This is a genomic window from Enterococcus sp. SMC-9 (assembly GCF_021011285.1).
GTDB classification, from domain to species: Bacteria; Bacillota; Bacilli; order Lactobacillales; family Enterococcaceae; genus Enterococcus_C; species Enterococcus_C montenegrensis.
This window is the reverse complement of the sequence record NZ_JAILYE010000004.1, coordinates 283,034-300,911: the sequence shown is the minus strand read 5'-3', so window position 1 is coordinate 300,911 and position 17,878 is coordinate 283,034. Positions and strand designations below refer to the sequence as shown.

Below are 17,878 nucleotides of genomic sequence, written 5' to 3'. Positions count from 1 at the left end.
TAGTCAAAAGAATAACGTCTTGATACGTATTTTTAATTGAAGGAGGAAAAGAAATGGAAGTAACAGAAACAAAAGCAAAAAAGAAATTTGTCTTTCCCCATAGCTATACATTGATTTTTTGCTTGATTATCGCAGCTGCAATTTTAACTTGGGTTATTCCCAGTGGTCAATTTGAGACAGTTGTTGAAAATATTAATGGCGCAGAAAAAACAACAGTTGTTCCGGGGACGTATCACCAAATCGCTAAGGCTGGCTATGGTCAAGGAATTGGTGCTATCTTAGAGGCCCCAGCTGCGGGAATTATTTCGGCGGTTGAAGTAGTTGCTTTTGTGTTGGTTGTTGGTGGTGCTTTTGGGGTTATTCTAAAAACGGGAGCAGTGGACCGTGCTTTGTTTTCATTAGCAACTTCTCTTGGGGATAAAGGAATTTTAGTAATTCCGCTGTCTATGATTTTATTTAGTCTTGGCGGATCGACTTTTGGCATGAGTGAAGAGGCGATTCCTTTATTTGCAGTATTTATTTCGTTGATGTTTTCATTAGGCTATGATTCGATGACGGCAATTTTAATTTTATTTTTGGGAACGCAAGTGGGCTATGTTGGATCAACGATTAATCCCTTTAATGTTTTGATTGCCCAAGGCGTTGCAGGTGTACATGGCAATCCATTATTAGGCTATCGTGTCATTTGTTGGGTCATTTTAACTGCAATTTCTATTATTTTTACTATGAATTATGCTCGTAAAGTAAAAGCGAATCCTGAAAGTTCAATCGTTTATGCTAGCGATCAATTGGTCAAAAGTAAATTTCAAAATTTTGAGCAAGACAAGCCTTTTTCCAATGGTGATAAGTTGATTGTGGCTGGATTTATCGGCGGTTTAGGCGTTATGATTTGGGGGATTATTGCCCAAGGATGGTACATGGTGGAAATTTCGGCATTGTTTGTCGCGCTGGCCTTATTTGCTGGCGTTGTCGCTAAATTTGGACAAAAGAAGATCGCGGAAGCTTTTGTAGAAGGCTGTGCAGATTTCGCCTATGCTGCTGTGATCATCGGTTTAGCACGGGGAGTTTTGGTAATCTTAGAAAATGGCATGATTATCGATACGATTTTAAATAGTTTGGCCACTCTTTTAGGGGGACTACCCAAGGCATTATTTTCGACGATTTTGTTAGGTGCACAAGTTTTAGTAACATTCTTTGTACCATCATCTTCGGGGGCTGCTGCTTTAACGATGCCAGTAATGGCTCCATTAGGTGATTTACTAGGTCTAAATCGCGATGTTATTGTTTTAAGTAATCAGTTTGGCAATGGGTTAATGAACATTATTTCCCCAACAGGTGGCGTGTTGTTAGCTGGATTAGCGATTGCAGAAATTAACTTTTCAAAATGGTTTAAAGTGGGTTTGAAAGCCTTCGGTATTTTGGCAGTTGCTTCGGCGATTTTACTTTATATTGCAACATTATTCTAAATTGTAGGTCTGCTTATAAACAAAAGCCGTTTCCAGCAAAGTCGGTGGGCGGCTTTTTTGTTTGGATCTGGCTACTTATAAAGTAAAGATTTCAAAAGGAAAGCTTCAGGACGAAACAAGCAGCTAGAAGAATTTGGAAATTTTGGGGATAATTCGATTCGCATCATCGCTAGTCAAAATTTTTGTGACAGCGTAAAGCTTGGTTTGGGATTCAATTTTTTAGCTTGTAAGTGACAGCTTGCTATAGATTATTAAGGACAAACGTAATGAAAATCAGGTATAATACATTTGTGAGGCTAACGTTCAACTTCAATTCGTTAGAATCATTCTTTCGCATTTTAGCGAAATGACACCAACTATTTTATTATTCACGCCAAATGGATAATAAAAGTTGGTGTTTTTTTTTTTGACTATAAAGAAAGTATGGATTTTTTTTTAGAAAAAAGTGATTTGAAATTTTTTGAGATAAAAGTGTTGACAATTGTTCGGTACCGAAATATAATCACCAATGTAATAAAGTTCGGTGCCGAAATATTCGGTGCCGTAATAAAAGCGAGGTAATTTTAATGAATACATTTAGTGACCAATTATTAAAACAAATTCGTTTCATCAGTGATGCTGGCAATGCGTTTATGAGTAAAAGACAAAAATTAACAGGGCAACAGCGAGTATTGGCAGTATTGCGCTTGGAAGACGGATTAACCCAAGGCTATTTAGCAGACATTTTGGGTTTGAGTCCTAGTTCACTGGCAGAATTATTGAAGAAATTAGAAAATAGTGGCGCCATAAAACGCATTGAAGATGAGCAGGACAAACGTATTAAAAAAGTATTTTTGACCGAAGTAGGCAAAAAGCAGGCAGAAGCATCGGCACAGACAGCACAAACAAGTGAAAGTGCACATTTCTTTGATGGCTTAACAGAAGAGGAAATGACGGAACTAGCAGATTTATTACAAAAAATTAAAGACGGCTGGAATGATGACATGAAACAAAAAGCCGAAGCCTTTGTAGATCCTTTTGATCGTCTCGCAGCTATTCAAAATATGCAGGAAGTTTTTAAAGAACAGTTTGGGCAAGAATGGGCTGAAATGGATGCTGCGGACATGAACAAATTACGTCGGGAAATGCAGAAAAAAATGCGGGAAATGTCATTTGAAGATTTAGAACAAATGCGTAATTTCCGTGGCGGCTTTGGCGGCTTTGGTGGTTTTGGCGGTGGACCAAGAGGGGGGCGTGGCAGCCGTCATGGTGGTCGTAATTTTCACGAAAATCACCCCCATGCAACCAAAGAACAACAAGAGGCCTGGTTTGATTTTTGGAAGAATAAATTTGGCGGTATGAAGCCAAATCACGGCAAAGAAGATCAACAAGATCAAGATGAATGGAAAGATTTTTAAAAGCGTTAACGACGTTTTAAAATGACTATGTTTAAAAAGATTTAGTCTGGCAGATGCTTTTTACAAAAAATTTCAAGTTTGTAAAGGCTACAGGCGGTTTTTCTTTACACGTGCGTAATGCCAGATGCTTAATGAAGAAAAGAGGAATTTACAATGCCACAAGGTGGAGGCGGCCGTGAAGCTGCAATTTTTGAGGATGAATTACCAAAAGCTAAAGGAACATTTAAATTTAAAGATTTTTTGAAACTAATTAATAGTGTGAGCACCAAAAAAGCACTTTTTGCTTTTGGTTTATTACTAAGCTTAATCACGAGTGGTGCGAGTCTTGTTGTGCCACAGTTAACAAAAGGATTAGTAGATACGAGTGAATTAGCAAAAATCGATGGCAAAATGGTTGCCGTCTTGGTGCTGGCGTTTATCGTATATTTAGGTTTCGGTGCAATTGGCGGTTATTTTTTACGTTATGTCGGGGAAAGCTCTGTCAAAACATTACGAGAAAAATTATGGCACCATTTGTTACATTTGCCTGTCGCATATTATGACGACCATAAATCTGGTGAAAGTAGCTCTCGTTTGGTGAACGATACCAGTGTAATCAAGGACTTGGTAACGACCCAATTTCCTAATTTTATTACGGGGGCTATTCAATTAGTTGGCTCGGTGATTATCTTATTTATCATGGACTGGAAAATGGCGGCGCTAATGTTTATATCTGTGCCCATTGTCATGTTAGTGATGATGCCAATTGGAAAAGTGATGATGAAAATTGGGCGCCAAATGCAAGGTGCGCTAGCAGATTTTAATGCGGATACGACAGAGAAGATATCTGAGATTCGCTTAATTAAATCCAGTAATGGTGAAAGCTATGAAATTAAAAATGGTGGTCGCTATATTGATAAAATCTTTAAACTGGGTTTAAAAGATGCCAAAGTTGAAGCTGTTTTGCAACCGGTAATGATGACGACGATGTTAGGTTTATTTGTTGGTATTTTAGGTTATGGCGCAGTGCGGGTGCAAGCAGGGACACTAACGAGTGGTGAATTGGTCGCTTTCTTATTGTATCTCTTCAATATCATTACACCAGCTGCTAGCTTTGCTACCTTCTTTTCTCAAGTGCAAAAAGCAATGGGGGCAACAGAACGGATTCAAGCAATTTTAGAAACGCCAACGGAAACAATTACAGTGGATACTAATATCGCTGTCACAGGTAAAACGATTGAAGCAAATCACTTATCTTTTAGTTACGATGAATCAAAAGTGATTTTACAAGATGTTTCTTTTGAAGCTAAACCTAATACGGTGGTGGCATTTGCCGGACCTAGTGGCGGAGGTAAGTCAACGATTTTTGGTCTGTTGGAACGTTTTTATGAACCAAAATCGGGCACCATTACCATTGGCGGACAAAACATTAATGATTTGTCTTTGAAAGATTGGCGTTCACAAATTGGCTATGTCTCACAAGATAGCGCGGTTTTTGCCGGTAGTATTCGAGACAATTTACAATATGGTTTAAATCAGTTATTAACAGATGAAAAAATGTGGGAAGGTTTGTCATTAGCGTATGCGGATCAGTTTGTTCGCGATTTTCCTGATCAATTGGACACGCAAATTGGCGAACGGGGCGTCAAATTATCCGGCGGACAAAAGCAACGAATTGCGATTGCCAGAGCCTTTTTACGCAATCCGAATATCTTGATGTTAGACGAAGCTACCGCAAGCTTAGATTCCCAATCAGAAGAAAAAGTACAGCGAGCATTAGATCAGTTAATGGCAGGAAGAACAACATTAGTAATTGCGCACCGCCTATCAACGATTGTTGACGCAGATAAAATTTACTTTATCGAACATGGAGAAGTCACATGTAGTGGGACACACCGTGAGTTAATTGCGACGCATCCTTTATATGCCAAATATGTAAATGAACAAGTCGTAGATTAAAAAAGTCTAGCATAACCATTAGTGATAAGATGAAATTTATGAAACAGTTTAAACCGTTACTTAAATTTCATCTTATTTATTTAGCGGACAAATTTGAAATTTACGGCTAATTAAAAGCAAAAGTCTTTTTGTTTTACAATTTTTGAAAATGGCGATATTATTTTCACGTAAAGGGATGGTGTTCCCTATAAGTGCTGAAATGGCTGATGACACCTGTTGTAAGAGTTTATTTGAGATGTTTTCAAATACTTTTACAACAGGTGTTTTTTTGCATTTCAAATTTTGCCACCCAAAGAATCTAAGGAGGAATTATCATGTCAGTAGTGATTGAAAATGTTAAAGCAAGAGAAGTTTTTGATTCAAGAGGTAACCCAACTGTCGAAGTCGATGTCATTTTATCTGATGCAACATTAGGACGTGCACAAGTGCCATCAGGAGCTTCAACTGGCGATCGTGAGGCTGTCGAATTGCGCGATGGCGGTGATCGCCTGCAAGGCAAAGGTGTTTTAAAAGCAGTGAACAATGTAAACACAGAAATCAAAGATGCACTAGTTGGGTTGAGTCCATTTGATCAAGAAAAAATTGATCACATTATGATTGATTTAGACGGCACAGCCAATAAAAGTCGGTTGGGTGCTAACGCTATTTTAGGTGTTTCGATGGCGGTTAGTCGGGCCGCGGCCGCTAGCAAAAAAGAACCTTTGTATCGTTATTTAGGTGGTGTTGATTTAGAATTACCACAACCATTTTTTAACGTAATTAATGGTGGTGTCCATGCAGATTCGGGCATTGATGTTCAAGAATTTTTGATTACGCCAGTTAAAAGAGCAAGTTTCCGTGATGGAGTAGAAAAAATTGCCAATATCTACCACACGCTAAAAGGAATTTTAGCTAAAAAAGGCCTTGAAACAGCGGTTGGGGATGAAGGCGGCTTTGCGCCAAAACTAGGTAGTACAGAAGCTGCTATCGAAACATTGTATGAAGCAATTAAAGCTGCTGGTTACATGCCAAAAGAAGAAATTGCGATTGCGTTAGATCCAGCTTCAAGCGAATTTTATAATGAGGATACCCATAAATATAATTTTGAAGGCAAAGAAATGTCCAGTGGCGAAATGTTAACCTACTACCAAGAATTAGTAGCGAAATACCCTGCTATTATTTCAATTGAAGATGGTTTTTCCGAACATGATTGGGACGGGTTTAAAAAACAAACGGATACGATGGGGGCTAACATTCAACTAGTTGGCGATGATATTTTTGTTACCAACCCCACTATTTTTAAAGAGGGCATTGATAAAGGCGTCGCCAACGCAATTTTAATCAAACTAAACCAAATTGGCACAGTTTCTGAGTCCATTGCAGCTATTAAATTGGCGCGCCAAAATGGTTACAATACAATGATTTCCCATCGTTCAGGAGAAACTGGTGATACTTATATTGCTGACTTTGCTGTCGCAATGAATGCCGGACAAATTAAAACAGGTTCTATGGCCCGCAGTGAACGAGTGGAAAAATACAATCAATTTTTACGGATTGAAGAAGAATTGGAAGGCTACGCTAAACTAGCACATTTTCCTAAGAAATAGAAGATAGTAAGAAGTTTAAAAAGAGTACCCTAATAAAGTGCGCCTCCTAAGTTAGATAAAAAATCTAGTTTAGAAGGCGCACTTTACACTTCAAAATAAGGATACTCTTTTTATTGTACCGTGATTGTAGTCCTTGGGTTTTTTAGTGAAAATTCACCTGACAGTAGCTTTTTATGAAAAAATATAGCAAACTTAAAGCAAAGAGAGGGTGAAGGAAATGGGAACAATTGGGTTTTATGGTGGGGGAAATATGGGGCAGGCGATGCTTTTGGGACTATTACAGGCAGAGCTATATGATAAAGCTGATATCTTTGTCTATGATGCATATGCGCCTACCCTAGAAAAAATCAATAAAGATTTTGGTGTGAGAACACTTCAAGCTGCTGATACGTTAATTAAAAAAAGTGATAGTATCATTTTCGCAGTTAAGCCAGATGTTTTACCTAAAGTTTTACCGCAAGTAGCCAAAGTTATTAAAAAAGAGCAATTAGTAATTTGTATTGCTGCAGGAGTTACAATAGATACAATCGCTGATTATCTTGGAGAAGACCAGAAAATTTTACGGGTGATGCCTAACACGCCAGCCTTAGTTGGTGAGGGGATGTCAGCTGTTTGTGCCAATCAAAACGTTACCGAGGAAGAATTAGCGCAAACTTTGGCGATTTTTAGTAGTTTTGGCAAAGCTGTGGCTGTGCCTGAAAAAATGATGGATGTTGTAACGGGGCTAAGTGGTTCCGGACCGGCGTTTGTTTATCTGTTTATTGAGGCGTTAGCTGATGGTGCCGTTTTTGAGGGAATGCCGCGAGAAGCGGCTTATGAATTTGCAGCACAAACGGTTCTTGGTGCCGCAAAAATGGTGGTGGCAACAAAAGAACATCCCGCTGTTTTAAAAGATCGCGTCACTTCACCTGGTGGAACGACAATTGCCGGCGTAAAAGTATTAGAGACAGAAGGGCTACGTGCTGCAGCAATGAAAGCTGTGAGTGCCGCAACCAAAAAAAGTCGAGAGTTAGGTAAATAACGGAGGGGATGAGATGCCAAAAGCTACTTTTTTGAATTTAACTGTTGATAAACAGGAAAAAATTGAAATGATTTTATTGGCAACTTTTTACAACCGTCACATTTCTCAGGTGAAAGTATCTGAAATTGTTGAAAAAATGGGGATGTCACGGGGAGCGTTTTATAAATATTTTAATGATTTGGAAGATGCGCACCAATATGTGGTGCAAAAAGCTTCAGTTGCTGTTCATCGGGAAATTTTGACTTTTGTTTATACGATGTCAGATGATTTGTTTGCCGGGATTAAAACTTATTTGAAAAAAATCGCAGGAGTAGATAAAACAGCAAAAGAATGGCAACAAATCCAGTTGTTAACAGCCAATCCTACCATTTTTGCCAAGCGCAATAGTCATAATAACGGTCAAAATGCGATGGTTTTGCAGTGGCAAGAGCTTTTGATCAAGAACGATATTAGCTTGGATACGCTAGCAGAAAGTCAAGAATTGTTATTTTTAATTATGGATTTAGTGATGGAAGTATTGACTGCCTTTATTGTAAATGACTGGGGTGAAAAAGAATTGGTAGATGTCTACCAATTACGGATTAAATGGCTTAAACAGGGTATTCAACAAAAATAAAATAGTTCAGATTAAACCAGGTATTTGCAGCTAAAAATAGTAATTTTGCTATTTTTAAAGCAGGTATCTGTTTTTTTACTATAAGAAAATATAAAATCTTGACAAGAATAAAGTGCTCTACAACAAATATCGTCATGTCAGATTTCACACTCGAATATTTGTAAAACTAAAGTTGGCAAAACACCAGAAAATAAATTGCAGGAAATTTTTAGAAATCATTTGTGTTATGCGCAGATTTGACTTCATTTGCATTTATAAATATTAAGAAAACATTAAGCGATTTACAATTGGTAAGCAGAATTAGTGACAAAGTGTTACTGGGCGTTTAAAGTGAATACCGTACTTAATGAAATTGTAAATAAAGGATGATGAATATGTTTTTAGCAATTAAAGAAATGCGCTATGCGAAGTTACGCTATGGCCTAATCATTGGCATTATGCTGCTAGTTTCTTACGTAGTTTTCTTGTTGTCGGGCTTAGCGTCGGGATTGGCACAAGAATTTATGCAAGCAGCAGGTGACTGGCAGGCCGACACGGTAGTATTAGCCAAAGATGCGAATAAGTCACTAAATGCTTCCCAGTTGACGTTACAAGATTTTAATGACGTAGCTACCACCAGCAAGAAGGCGCCCATTAGTATTTATAATGGTGCTGCAAAATTAGATAAAAAAACTACCGATATTACGCTATTTGGAACTGACGCAGATGCGTTTATGTTACCCAAAGTCACTAAAGGTAATCGCAATCTAAAGAAAAATGATATTATTATTTCGCAAAATTTAGCGGATGAGGGTTATCAGATTGGCGATAAGATTACGATTGGCAAATACGAAGAAAAATTAACGATCGTTGGAATTTTCAAAGCGACGTATTACACAGTTACGCCAGTTATTTATTCTGATACGGAAACATTTGTTAATGTAAAATACAATGGTCAAATTCCACAAGATAAAACAAAGACGCCAATTAATGGAATTTTAGTAAAAAAAGGGCGTCCTACTTTTACATCAGAACAAAAAGAAGATCTGGATTCACTAACTTTGGCAGATTTTATTGAAGCAATTCCAGGTTATTCTGCGCAAAACTTAACTTTGAATGGGATGATTTATTTCTTATTTATTGTTGTGGCTGCCGTAATCGGTATTTTCATGTACGTGATGACACTGCAAAAGACAGCGACCTTTGGGATTATGAAAGCAGAAGGTATTTCTACTAGCTTTATCGCAAAATCAATTATTGCACAATCCTTTATGGTAGGTGTGATGGGTGTGCTAGGAGCTGCTTTATTAGCCTTTTTAACGAGTCTGATTTTACCAAGTGCCATGCCGTTTCAAATTGTTGTAAATGATTGGTTGTTATACGGTGTCGTCTTGTTAGTTGTAGCTGTTGTTGGTGGTTTGTTCTCAATTAGAACAGTGACCAAAGTCGATCCAATTACAGCCATTGGAGGTTAAGAATATGGAAAATGCTTTAGAAATGAATAATGTCAAAAAAGTTTTTGGTAGCGGACATACACAAATTACCGCTTTAAAAGGAATTGATTTTGCTGTTCAACCAGGAGAATTTGTCTCGATTATTGGTCCTTCGGGCTCTGGGAAAAGCACCTTTTTGACCATTGCTGGTGGCTTACAGACACCTTCTAGTGGGAGCATCTTAATCAATGGACATGATTTTACGAATCTAAATGAAAAAAAACGTAGTCAACTGCGTTTCAAAGAAATCGGCTTTATTTTACAAGCATCTAATTTAATTCCTTTTTTAAAAATCGAGGAACAATTTTTCTTAGTAGATAAAGTTAAAAAATCTAATTTGGACAAAGAAAAGGTCGAAACAATTTTACGTTCATTGGATATTTTTGACCTAAAGGATAAATATCCCCGTGACTTATCTGGCGGTGAACGGCAACGGGTTGCAATTGGACGGGCCTTGTATAATGATCCAAGCGTGATTTTGGCAGATGAGCCGACTGCTTCTTTGGATACGGATCACGCCTTTGAAGTAGTAAAATTATTGGTAAAAGAAGCCCATCAAAATAAAAAAGCTACGATCATGGTCACCCATGATCCACGCATGACGCAGTGGAGTGACCGGGTCTTGAAGATGACCGATGGCGTACTACAACCGGTGCCAAAAGAAGATTAAAAAAGAACTGTCTGATTCACACAATAGTGTGATTCAGGCAGTTCTTTTGATTAAATACTATGTTTCACCGATTCATCACTGATTTCTCCAAGTTCAACTTGGATTGTAATATGAGATAAGACAAAATTTTTCGTCAGCTCATGATCCAAGTTCTCCAAAAATTGATTGTTATCTGCTAACGTATCACGACAAACGTGGACTGTTAGTGCATTTTCGGTGGTGCTTAATCCCCAAATATGAAGATCGTGAATGGCTAATACGGTTGGCTTATTTTCAATAAATTTTTTAACTTCATCATAATCTACAGCTTCTGGAACAGCATCTAAAGATAAGTTCACAGCACCTTTTAGTAATCCCCAAGTACCGATAAAAATAATCCCAGCAATGATTAAACTAATGACAGAATCTAGCCAGAACCAATTGGTAAATTTAACGATAATAGCTGCTAGGACAACGCCAACAGAAACTAATGTATCAGCTGCCATATGCAAAAAGGCGCCCTTTACATTTAAGTCGTGTTGCTGGTCTTTCATAAAGAGGTAGGCAGTAAAACCATTGATAATAATTCCAACTAAAGCTACTAGAATGACCTTATTTTCAGCAACGGGTTGACTATTTTGCAAACGAGAAATGGCCTCAACTAAGATGCCACCTATAGCCACTAATAAAAAGATAGCATTAAAGAGGGCCGCTAAAATAGAACTGCGTTTGTAGCCGTAAGTTCTAGTTGCTGTTCGTGGACGGGCGCTTAACAAGATTGCGATCCACGAAATAACTAGTCCTAAAACATCACTTAAATTGTGACCGGCATCGGCGACTAAAGACAAAGAGTTGGCCGAAAAACCAAAAATAGTCTCAATTACAACAAATAAGAGATTAATAATAATTCCAATTTTAAAAGCGCGTTTAGTTTTTGTGGTGGGTGTGTGTAAATGATGCTCATGCATAAGGATGACCTCCAATTTCATTCGATAAATATTAAGCACATTTTTATAAAGAGGTAAAAAATAAAAAACTTACATATGACTGTTTAATCATATGTAAGTTGATTTTAACACAACCAATTAAATTGTGCGAATAATACTCTAACCTTTAACTGGTGTATTTAGATAAACAGAGTAACAGCAATTACAGGTCAGAAGCCGAATTTTTTGAAAGACAATTCAAGCCAATGTCTCTAGCCCAAAATCTGCTGAATAAAAAACATGCGTTACATTAAAATAATGAAATAGGTATTAATTAAATGACGTAATTTTGTTCATAAAATGAGGGTTATTTAATTGAAAAAAGAGTGCATATGAGGTAACTTAATGAGACGATAGCCTTTATAATAATGGTGAATAGCAATGGGAAAATAACATTATTTTATTCTTTAAAAATAATAAAATTTATTTTTTGTGACCATAAAAAAACAAACCGAGAAGTTGAAGGGTGGTGGAACTCATGAAAAAACGCGAATTGCTACTGGCGAGTTTAACGTTGCTTTGTCTGATAGTTGTTAGTATTAGCTTTTTTAAAGTTTATGCAAGTGCCAAGCGACGCTTGGATCAAGTATTAGTCGAAAATGTAACATTTGACGCTAGCGCCAAAGAAGTTGTGAGTAAAGAGGCATTGCTTGTCGCTGCCCATATCAATAAAATTCCTCAAGTGACAAAAGTAGACGTCCCTAATTTAGAATTCATCCAGAATATGCAACCAGGAATTTATGAGGTCCCAATTAAGGTTTATATTCAATTTGATGAAGTCATTACCCGGCAGATTACGGTTCGAATCGTTGATCAAACAAAACCTATTATCAAACAAAAGAAAGCCTTAGTCATTCCCCACAATACCAAAATTGATTGGGCTGACTATTTCTCAATTTATGACACGGTTGATGGGATCATTTCCTTAGATAAAAGTAAAATTAGCGCAGTTGATACAAATAAAGTTGGTAAGCAGACTGTGGTAATAAGCGCAAAAGACAAGGCGGGAAATACTGCTAAAAAAGAAGTAGTAGTAGAAATTGTTTCCAGCACGAGTAGTCACGCGGAAAAATTAGAACAGCCACTGTCTCTTCAAAATAGTTTGAAAAAGACAACAGCACCCAATACGGCAAAAACGCCGCAAAAAGAAAGTTCTGCTGAGAGTCTAGCTTCACCTACAACAAAGGATGATTTGAAGTCATCTGACAAGTTCACTTCAGTTATCCAGTTTAACGGTCAGACAATTTCTTATTCGCATGCGACAGGTGCTAATTCTGCTCCTGATGAAGGAGCCGCTACTTGGCTTGGAAAAGGGCTTGTGGACGATAGTGCACCAACACATTTTATTGGACATAATCCCGGTGATTTTGCGACGGTAATGGAGCTTTATGTAGGAGCGCCGATCACTGTTTATGATGATAATGGTAAGCAAAAAACATATCATGTGTACGAGGTCGTTGATGTGACGGATGAAGGATATAATGCCAATGACTTAAAAGACGACGTTTTACCACGCATGTTAGATGAAAAAGGTGAACGGATTAGTTTACAAACTTGTATTAATGATCATATCAATCGTTGTGTGCTAGCCCGCTAGAAAAATAAAAAAACGACGTGGATGAATTTTACTCTGGATTTTTTCTCATAAAAAAATACCTAAAGATATCAGCATTACCAGCTTATAAGCTCGTAACACTAGAAATCTTTAGGTATTATTTGTTTTTAAGGAATGCAACACGAAAACACGGACTGTTGCTTATTCTTTTTCTTCTTTGACAACTTTGTTATTTAAGTCAGTCCGGACAACTAAAACATCACAAGGTGCGTTACGGATAACATATTCAGAAACAGAACCGATAAAAAGACGCTCTACTGCATTTAACCCGGTAGCCCCTAACATAATTAGATCTACGTTGTGTTCTTGTGGCAATTGTTTTGCAATGATAGGTTTTGGTGCACCATATTCAATAACGGTATTAATATCATGGCATTCTTGTTCTTTTGCATAATCGGTATAATCTGCTAATGTTTGTTTTGCCATTTCTGTGGCCTGTTCAGCTAACATACCATCAAAAGAGGAAACTGTTTGAAAAGCTCTTGTATCAATAACGTGTGCAATTAATAGTTTTGCCTCGTTTCGCTTTGCTACATTGACAGCTTTTTTGAAGGCAAGTTCAGCTTCACTAGAACCATCGACTGCCACCATAATTGTTTTATATTGTTGTAACATTTTACCCACTCCTTTACATTTACAACGCCCTAACTACAAAGCATCTTGTTAGCTACAATTTTATTGTAAACTACTTTAGGTGAATTGCAAAAAAGAAGCTATCAAAATCAGAATTATTTTTTGAGTGATTTTGCTAGCTTTAGACTAAAACTTGCTGCAAGTATAAGGACAAGAAAAATATAAAGCAAAATAATGATTTTTAAATTGATGATTGCTGCAATGAAGCCCAAAATACCAAAGCTTAAATAGAAGTGACCATAGGTTTTTAAAAAGCTCGGAATTTCCTCTTGTATTAATAATGGGGTTAATAATTGCGGTTTTTTCAATAAAACATAACTTAAAAGTAATAACAATAAAGCAAATAAAATGACTAAAACACGAATCATAAAAGTAAACTCCATTTCTAAGCTAAAAATAAAAGCCGTCTGTCAAAAGACAGGCGGCTACATTCATAAAGAATGGGTAATATCCGTAGATGCCGTTATTCGTCCCATAGTATTGATCCCGCAATTTCTAGCAGGTGGGTTCCACGGTTTAAGTATCGAACTACCAAAAGAAAAGGCATGTTACCAACTCACACACAGGACGGATCCCAATATATCAATAAAAATGTTCGGTCAACACACAAAAAGGATAACTCGTACATCACAGAATTCCCACTTACATAGTAGCATAGGGGGACAAAAGTAGCAACCAGATTGCTTTTGTTTTTGTAATCGCTATCTTTAACTGTCTGACAGCTTTTTGGTTTGTCGCCTTTTATGCTGCCAATCTTTGATACGATAATATTGTTGGCCTAATGCTTGTTCATATTTTCCCGATGCTTTAGGGTGATAATAATGCGCGTCTTTGATTTTATCGGGGAGATACTGTTGATTAACCCAAAAATCTTCGAAGTTGTGGGGATATTGATAACCCACTCCCCGCTCTAAATCTTTTGCCCCTTTGTAGTGACTGTCCCGTAAGTGATCGAGAACATCCCCTGTAGCTCCTGTTCTAATATCAGTAATGGCAGCATCAAGAGCGGCATAAGCGGAATTTGATTTAGGCGATAAACATAAATCAACGACACAATCTGCTAGTGGAATTCGTGCTTCTGGCAGACCAAGACGTTCAGCCGCTAAAACCGCATTGACAGTCCGTGCCGCAGCGGCGGGATTTGCTAAGCCAATATCTTCGTAGCCAATAACCATTAAGCGGCGACAAATAATCGCTAAATCCCCGGCTTCAACTAGCCGTCCTAAATAATGCAGTGCGGCGTCCACGTCGCTACCGCGAATTGATTTTTGAAAGGCTGAAATAACATCGTAATGGGCATCACCGTCTTTATCGTGGGTAAGGGCTTTTCTTTGGATACATTCTTCAATGATACTAAGGGTTAAATGAATTACTCTGTCTTTTTCTGGCGTAGAGCGAACGGCTAGTTCCAGTCCGTTTAAGGCGCTACGCAGGTCACCATTGGTAGCGCGGGATAAATGAAGGCGTGCGTCTTCATCAATTTTAACAGGAAAATCTCCTAAGCCTCGTTTAGAATCACTTAACGCGAGATCGACAGCTTGCAAAATATCAGCTTCTGAAAGTGGTTTGACTTCAAAAATTTGGCATCGACTGCGAATCGCTGGATTAATTGTAATATAGGGATTTTCAGTTGTAGCACCAATCATAATAATACTGCCGCTTTCTAAATGAGGTAAAAGAAAGTCCTGCTTGGTTTTATCTAGGCGATGGACTTCATCTAATAATAAAATGACTGTCCCACTCATCTTGGCTTCTTCGGCGACAACTTGTAAATCTTTTTTTGTATCTGTTGCCGCATTTAGCATCCGAAAAGCGTATTTGGTCGAACCAGCAATTGCTGAGGCAATACTGGTTTTACCAGTTCCAGGTGGTCCATATAAAATCATAGAAGATAACATTTTGGCTTCCACCATACGTCGGATAATTTTGCCTGGGCCTACCAATTGTTGTTGGCCGACCACTTCATCTAAATTACGGGGACGCATGCGAAAAGCAAGTGGCTTTTGCATGAGAGCAAGCCTCCTTTGTAGGGTTTATAGTGTGTTGTAAGCTAAAATGCAGCTCTTTAAAAAATAGTGTTGCTAACTTTTTGATCCCGTATCCCATGCCAATTTTTTGAAATTTTGAAAACGTGCAACAGAAAAAAAACGTCAGAATAGGGGGATATTTTTTAAAGAGAAATTCGCTAGTTTGGCTTTTTCTGATTTTTTTAGAATACAATATAGGATGGTTAAAGTATAACATAGCTTTTTGACAATTAAATCTTTTGAAATTGTGGAAAATCCTTAAAAACCAACTGATTTCATGGTCAGAAGCAGGTCTTTTGTGTACAATGAGGGAAGGTGAATGAGATGAGTACATTAAATGAAGCACAAGAAATTTTTAATACAAAAACGACACCGGAAATTGCTGAGTATTTGATTGGGATGTATGTAGAAAATGTGACGCCAAAAGGAACTACTGGTGGTTATATCGTCGACTGTGAAGCTTACCTAGGTCCGGAAGATGAAGCTGCCCATAGTTATGGCATGCGCAAAACACCCCGAGTTCGTGCGATGTATGAAAAAGCGGGCACGATTTATTTGTATACCATGCATACCCATTTAATTTTGAATATGGTCACTCAAAAGTCCGGTATTCCTCAAGGGGTCATGATCAGAGGGATTGAACCGGCTGCGGGCATTTCATTAATGCAAGCAAATCGTGGTGGCAAATACGGCCCAGAAATTAGTAATGGTCCAGGAAAATTAGTGGCTGCTTTAGGGATTAGCAAAGATTTATATGGCGATTCGATTTTTTCGAGTCCGTTGCATCTTGTGCCGAGTAAAAAGCGAGAACCCAAAGAAATTTTACGCTTGCCACGTATCGGCATTCCCAATAAAGGAAAGTGGACGCAGATGCCATTGCGTTATGCACTTGCCGGCAATCCTTATATTTCACAACAAAAGAAAGCTAAAATTACAGAAGATTGGGGCTGGAAATAGAAATGAAAACCAATATTTTAACTTATTTAGATGAAGCACTAACCAAAAAAATTCCCGATTATGATGTTGCACTAGATTGGGATAAGAAAAATCATACCATTGAGATTGTCCTGCGACTTTTTGCTGAAAATAAGGCAAAACTAACAATTGATGATGCAGCTGGAGTGGAATCAGAAGAAGAAATTATTGAATTTGAAGATGGTATTTTATTATTTAATCCACAAAAATCAAAATTTGAGGAAACAGACTATTTAGCTGTCTTGCCCTATGAAGGAAAAAAGGGAATGCCAAAAGCGATGTTAGATGGTTTAGTAGATTATTTACAATTAGTTTTAGACGAGGGGCAAAGTGATTTGCTGGATTTTTTGGCGGATGAAACAGCAGAAGTTTTTGCACTAACTTTTGATCATGACGTCTTATTTTCTATCATGAACAGCTATAAAAAAGATGGGGATAGTTATATTTCCTATCCTGCTTATTAATATAGTTAAAAATAGGCAGGAATAACTGATTTTAGTGGCTGTTTGTAACAGCTATTGCGAAAACTTTTATAAAGGAGCACAAAAATGAAATGGAATGAAATTAAAGTGGAAACGGCTAGTGAAGCGGTGGAAGCTGTAGCAAATATTTTAATGGAGGCTGGCGCTAGCGGAGTTGCGATTGAAGATAGTTTGGATGCAGAATATTTTCAATCTGACGCTTTTGGTGAATTGTTAGACAAAGAAAACTTTACTAAGTTAGATAAAGGAGCAGCGACAGTTCAAGCTTATTTTCCCGAAACGACATTTTTACCAGAAATATTACCTTTTATCAAAGACCAGATTAATAAATTACCGGAATTTGGTTTAGCTATTGGGGCAAATATTGTTACGACGAGTGAAGTTTCTGAGCAAGATTGGGCAACAGCTTGGAAAAAATATTATCATCCAGTGCGGGTCACACGTTTTCTAACCATTGTGCCCCAGTGGGAAGAATATACAGCTTTAATGCCGGAAGAAAAAATTATAACATTAGATCCAGGCATGGCTTTTGGGACAGGGACACACCCAACGACTAATTTAACTTTGCAAGCATTGGAAATGACGTTGCGCGGTGGCGAAACGCTGCTGGATGTGGGGACAGGTTCTGGTGTATTGAGTATAGCCAGCAAGTTTTTGGGCGCAAATGACGTTCATGCTTTTGATTTAGATGAAGTAGCTGTACGCGCGGCTCAAGAAAATATGGACTTAAACCCAGTTGCAAAAGATGTTCAAGTAAGTGCCAATGATTTATTAAATGGCGTAGAAATTCAAGCTGATGTTATCGTTGCCAATATTTTAGCCGATATTATCATCAAAATGATTCCAGATGCCAACCGTTTATTAAAATCCGATGGAACATTGATTGTCTCTGGCATTATTGAAGATAAAAAAGATGAAGTGCTGGAAGTCTTATTCACCTATGGCTTTTATGTAGCGCAGATTTTGCAGCAAAAAGATTGGTTTGCGATTATTTTGAAAAAAGAGGAAGTTTAAG

Annotated in this window: 16 protein-coding genes, 1 other RNA gene and 1 riboswitch; of the genes, 12 read left to right on the top strand and 5 right to left on the bottom strand. The window is 37.7% G+C overall.

Annotation, left to right across the window (positions count from 1 at the left end):
- The first annotated feature begins 53 nt into the window (after positions 1–53).
- The 8 genes from K4422_RS07905 to K4422_RS07870 all read left to right on the top strand — a co-directional run bounded on the left by K4422_RS07905 (position 54) and on the right by K4422_RS07870 (position 10,166).
- Positions 54–1,466, top strand: a complete 1,413-nt coding sequence (locus tag K4422_RS07905) for a YfcC family protein (protein WP_230710362.1) — start codon at positions 54–56, stop codon at positions 1,464–1,466.
- A 566-nt stretch (positions 1,467–2,032) separates the two neighbouring features.
- Positions 2,033–2,863: a MarR family winged helix-turn-helix transcriptional regulator gene (locus tag K4422_RS07900; protein ID WP_230710360.1), complete on the top strand. Its 831-nt coding sequence runs from the start codon at positions 2,033–2,035 to the stop codon at positions 2,861–2,863.
- A gap of 153 nt (positions 2,864–3,016) precedes the next feature.
- Positions 3,017–4,801 carry an ABC transporter ATP-binding protein gene (locus K4422_RS07895; RefSeq protein WP_230710359.1) on the top strand — a complete coding sequence of 595 codons (1,785 nt, stop codon included), beginning with the start codon at positions 3,017–3,019 and terminating at the stop codon, positions 4,799–4,801.
- A 162-nt stretch (positions 4,802–4,963) separates the two neighbouring features.
- A riboswitch (Fluoride riboswitch) is annotated at positions 4,964–5,024 on the top strand.
- Positions 5,025–5,115: 91 nt separating this feature from the next.
- Positions 5,116–6,387 carry a phosphopyruvate hydratase gene (gene eno / locus K4422_RS07890; protein ID WP_206902199.1) on the top strand — a complete coding sequence of 424 codons (1,272 nt, stop codon included), beginning with the start codon at positions 5,116–5,118 and terminating at the stop codon, positions 6,385–6,387.
- A 217-nt stretch (positions 6,388–6,604) separates the two neighbouring features.
- Positions 6,605–7,408 carry a pyrroline-5-carboxylate reductase gene (proC, locus tag K4422_RS07885; protein ID WP_230710357.1) on the top strand — a complete coding sequence of 268 codons (804 nt, stop codon included), beginning with the start codon at positions 6,605–6,607 and terminating at the stop codon, positions 7,406–7,408.
- Positions 7,409–7,421: 13 nt separating this feature from the next.
- Positions 7,422–8,024 carry a TetR family transcriptional regulator gene (locus tag K4422_RS07880; RefSeq protein ID WP_230710354.1) on the top strand — a complete coding sequence of 201 codons (603 nt, stop codon included), beginning with the start codon at positions 7,422–7,424 and terminating at the stop codon, positions 8,022–8,024.
- 374 nt (positions 8,025–8,398) lie between these two features.
- Complete coding sequence (locus K4422_RS07875; RefSeq protein ID WP_206902208.1) at positions 8,399–9,478, top strand: ABC transporter permease; 1,080 nt, start codon at positions 8,399–8,401, stop codon at positions 9,476–9,478.
- A 4-nt stretch (positions 9,479–9,482) separates the two neighbouring features.
- Complete coding sequence (locus K4422_RS07870) at positions 9,483–10,166, top strand: ABC transporter ATP-binding protein (protein ID WP_206902209.1); 684 nt, start codon at positions 9,483–9,485, stop codon at positions 10,164–10,166.
- A 50-nt stretch (positions 10,167–10,216) separates the two neighbouring features.
- Here K4422_RS07870 and K4422_RS07865 read toward each other — a convergent pair whose 3' ends face one another.
- Positions 10,217–11,113, bottom strand: a complete 897-nt coding sequence (locus K4422_RS07865) for a cation diffusion facilitator family transporter (protein ID WP_230710352.1) — start codon at positions 11,111–11,113, stop codon at positions 10,217–10,219.
- Positions 11,114–11,609: 496 nt separating this feature from the next.
- On the opposite strand from K4422_RS07865, the gene K4422_RS07860 reads away from it, so the two are divergent.
- Positions 11,610–12,728, top strand: coding sequence for a sortase (locus tag K4422_RS07860; RefSeq protein ID WP_230710350.1), 1,119 nt, complete (start codon positions 11,610–11,612; stop codon positions 12,726–12,728).
- Between the two features lie 159 nt (positions 12,729–12,887).
- Here the strand turns inward: K4422_RS07860 and K4422_RS07855 are convergent, their stop codons facing one another.
- The 4 genes from K4422_RS07855 to K4422_RS07840 all read right to left on the bottom strand — a co-directional run bounded on the left by K4422_RS07855 (position 12,888) and on the right by K4422_RS07840 (position 15,388).
- A complete protein-coding gene (locus K4422_RS07855) occupies positions 12,888–13,361 on the bottom strand; it encodes a universal stress protein (protein WP_206902211.1) in 474 nt (157 codons plus the stop codon).
- Between the two features lie 113 nt (positions 13,362–13,474).
- Positions 13,475–13,747 (bottom strand): hypothetical protein, encoded by a 273-nt coding sequence (locus K4422_RS07850; protein ID WP_230710348.1) that lies wholly within the window; start codon positions 13,745–13,747, stop codon positions 13,475–13,477.
- A 76-nt stretch (positions 13,748–13,823) separates the two neighbouring features.
- A non-coding RNA gene (gene ssrS / locus K4422_RS07845) (6S RNA) lies at positions 13,824–14,018 on the bottom strand.
- A 68-nt stretch (positions 14,019–14,086) separates the two neighbouring features.
- A complete protein-coding gene (locus K4422_RS07840; RefSeq protein WP_230710346.1) occupies positions 14,087–15,388 on the bottom strand; it encodes a replication-associated recombination protein A in 1,302 nt (433 codons plus the stop codon).
- A gap of 342 nt (positions 15,389–15,730) precedes the next feature.
- On the opposite strand from K4422_RS07840, the gene K4422_RS07835 reads away from it, so the two are divergent.
- The 3 genes from K4422_RS07835 to prmA all read left to right on the top strand — a co-directional run bounded on the left by K4422_RS07835 (position 15,731) and on the right by prmA (position 17,877).
- Entirely contained in the window at positions 15,731–16,363 is a 633-nt protein-coding gene (locus K4422_RS07835) for a DNA-3-methyladenine glycosylase (RefSeq protein WP_230710344.1), read from the top strand.
- Between the two features lie 2 nt (positions 16,364–16,365).
- Positions 16,366–16,845, top strand: coding sequence for a DUF3013 family protein (locus tag K4422_RS07830; RefSeq protein WP_206902214.1), 480 nt, complete (start codon positions 16,366–16,368; stop codon positions 16,843–16,845).
- A gap of 84 nt (positions 16,846–16,929) precedes the next feature.
- Positions 16,930–17,877 (top strand): 50S ribosomal protein L11 methyltransferase, encoded by a 948-nt coding sequence (gene prmA, locus K4422_RS07825; RefSeq protein ID WP_206902215.1) that lies wholly within the window; start codon positions 16,930–16,932, stop codon positions 17,875–17,877.
- Position 17,878: the final 1 nt, after the last annotated feature.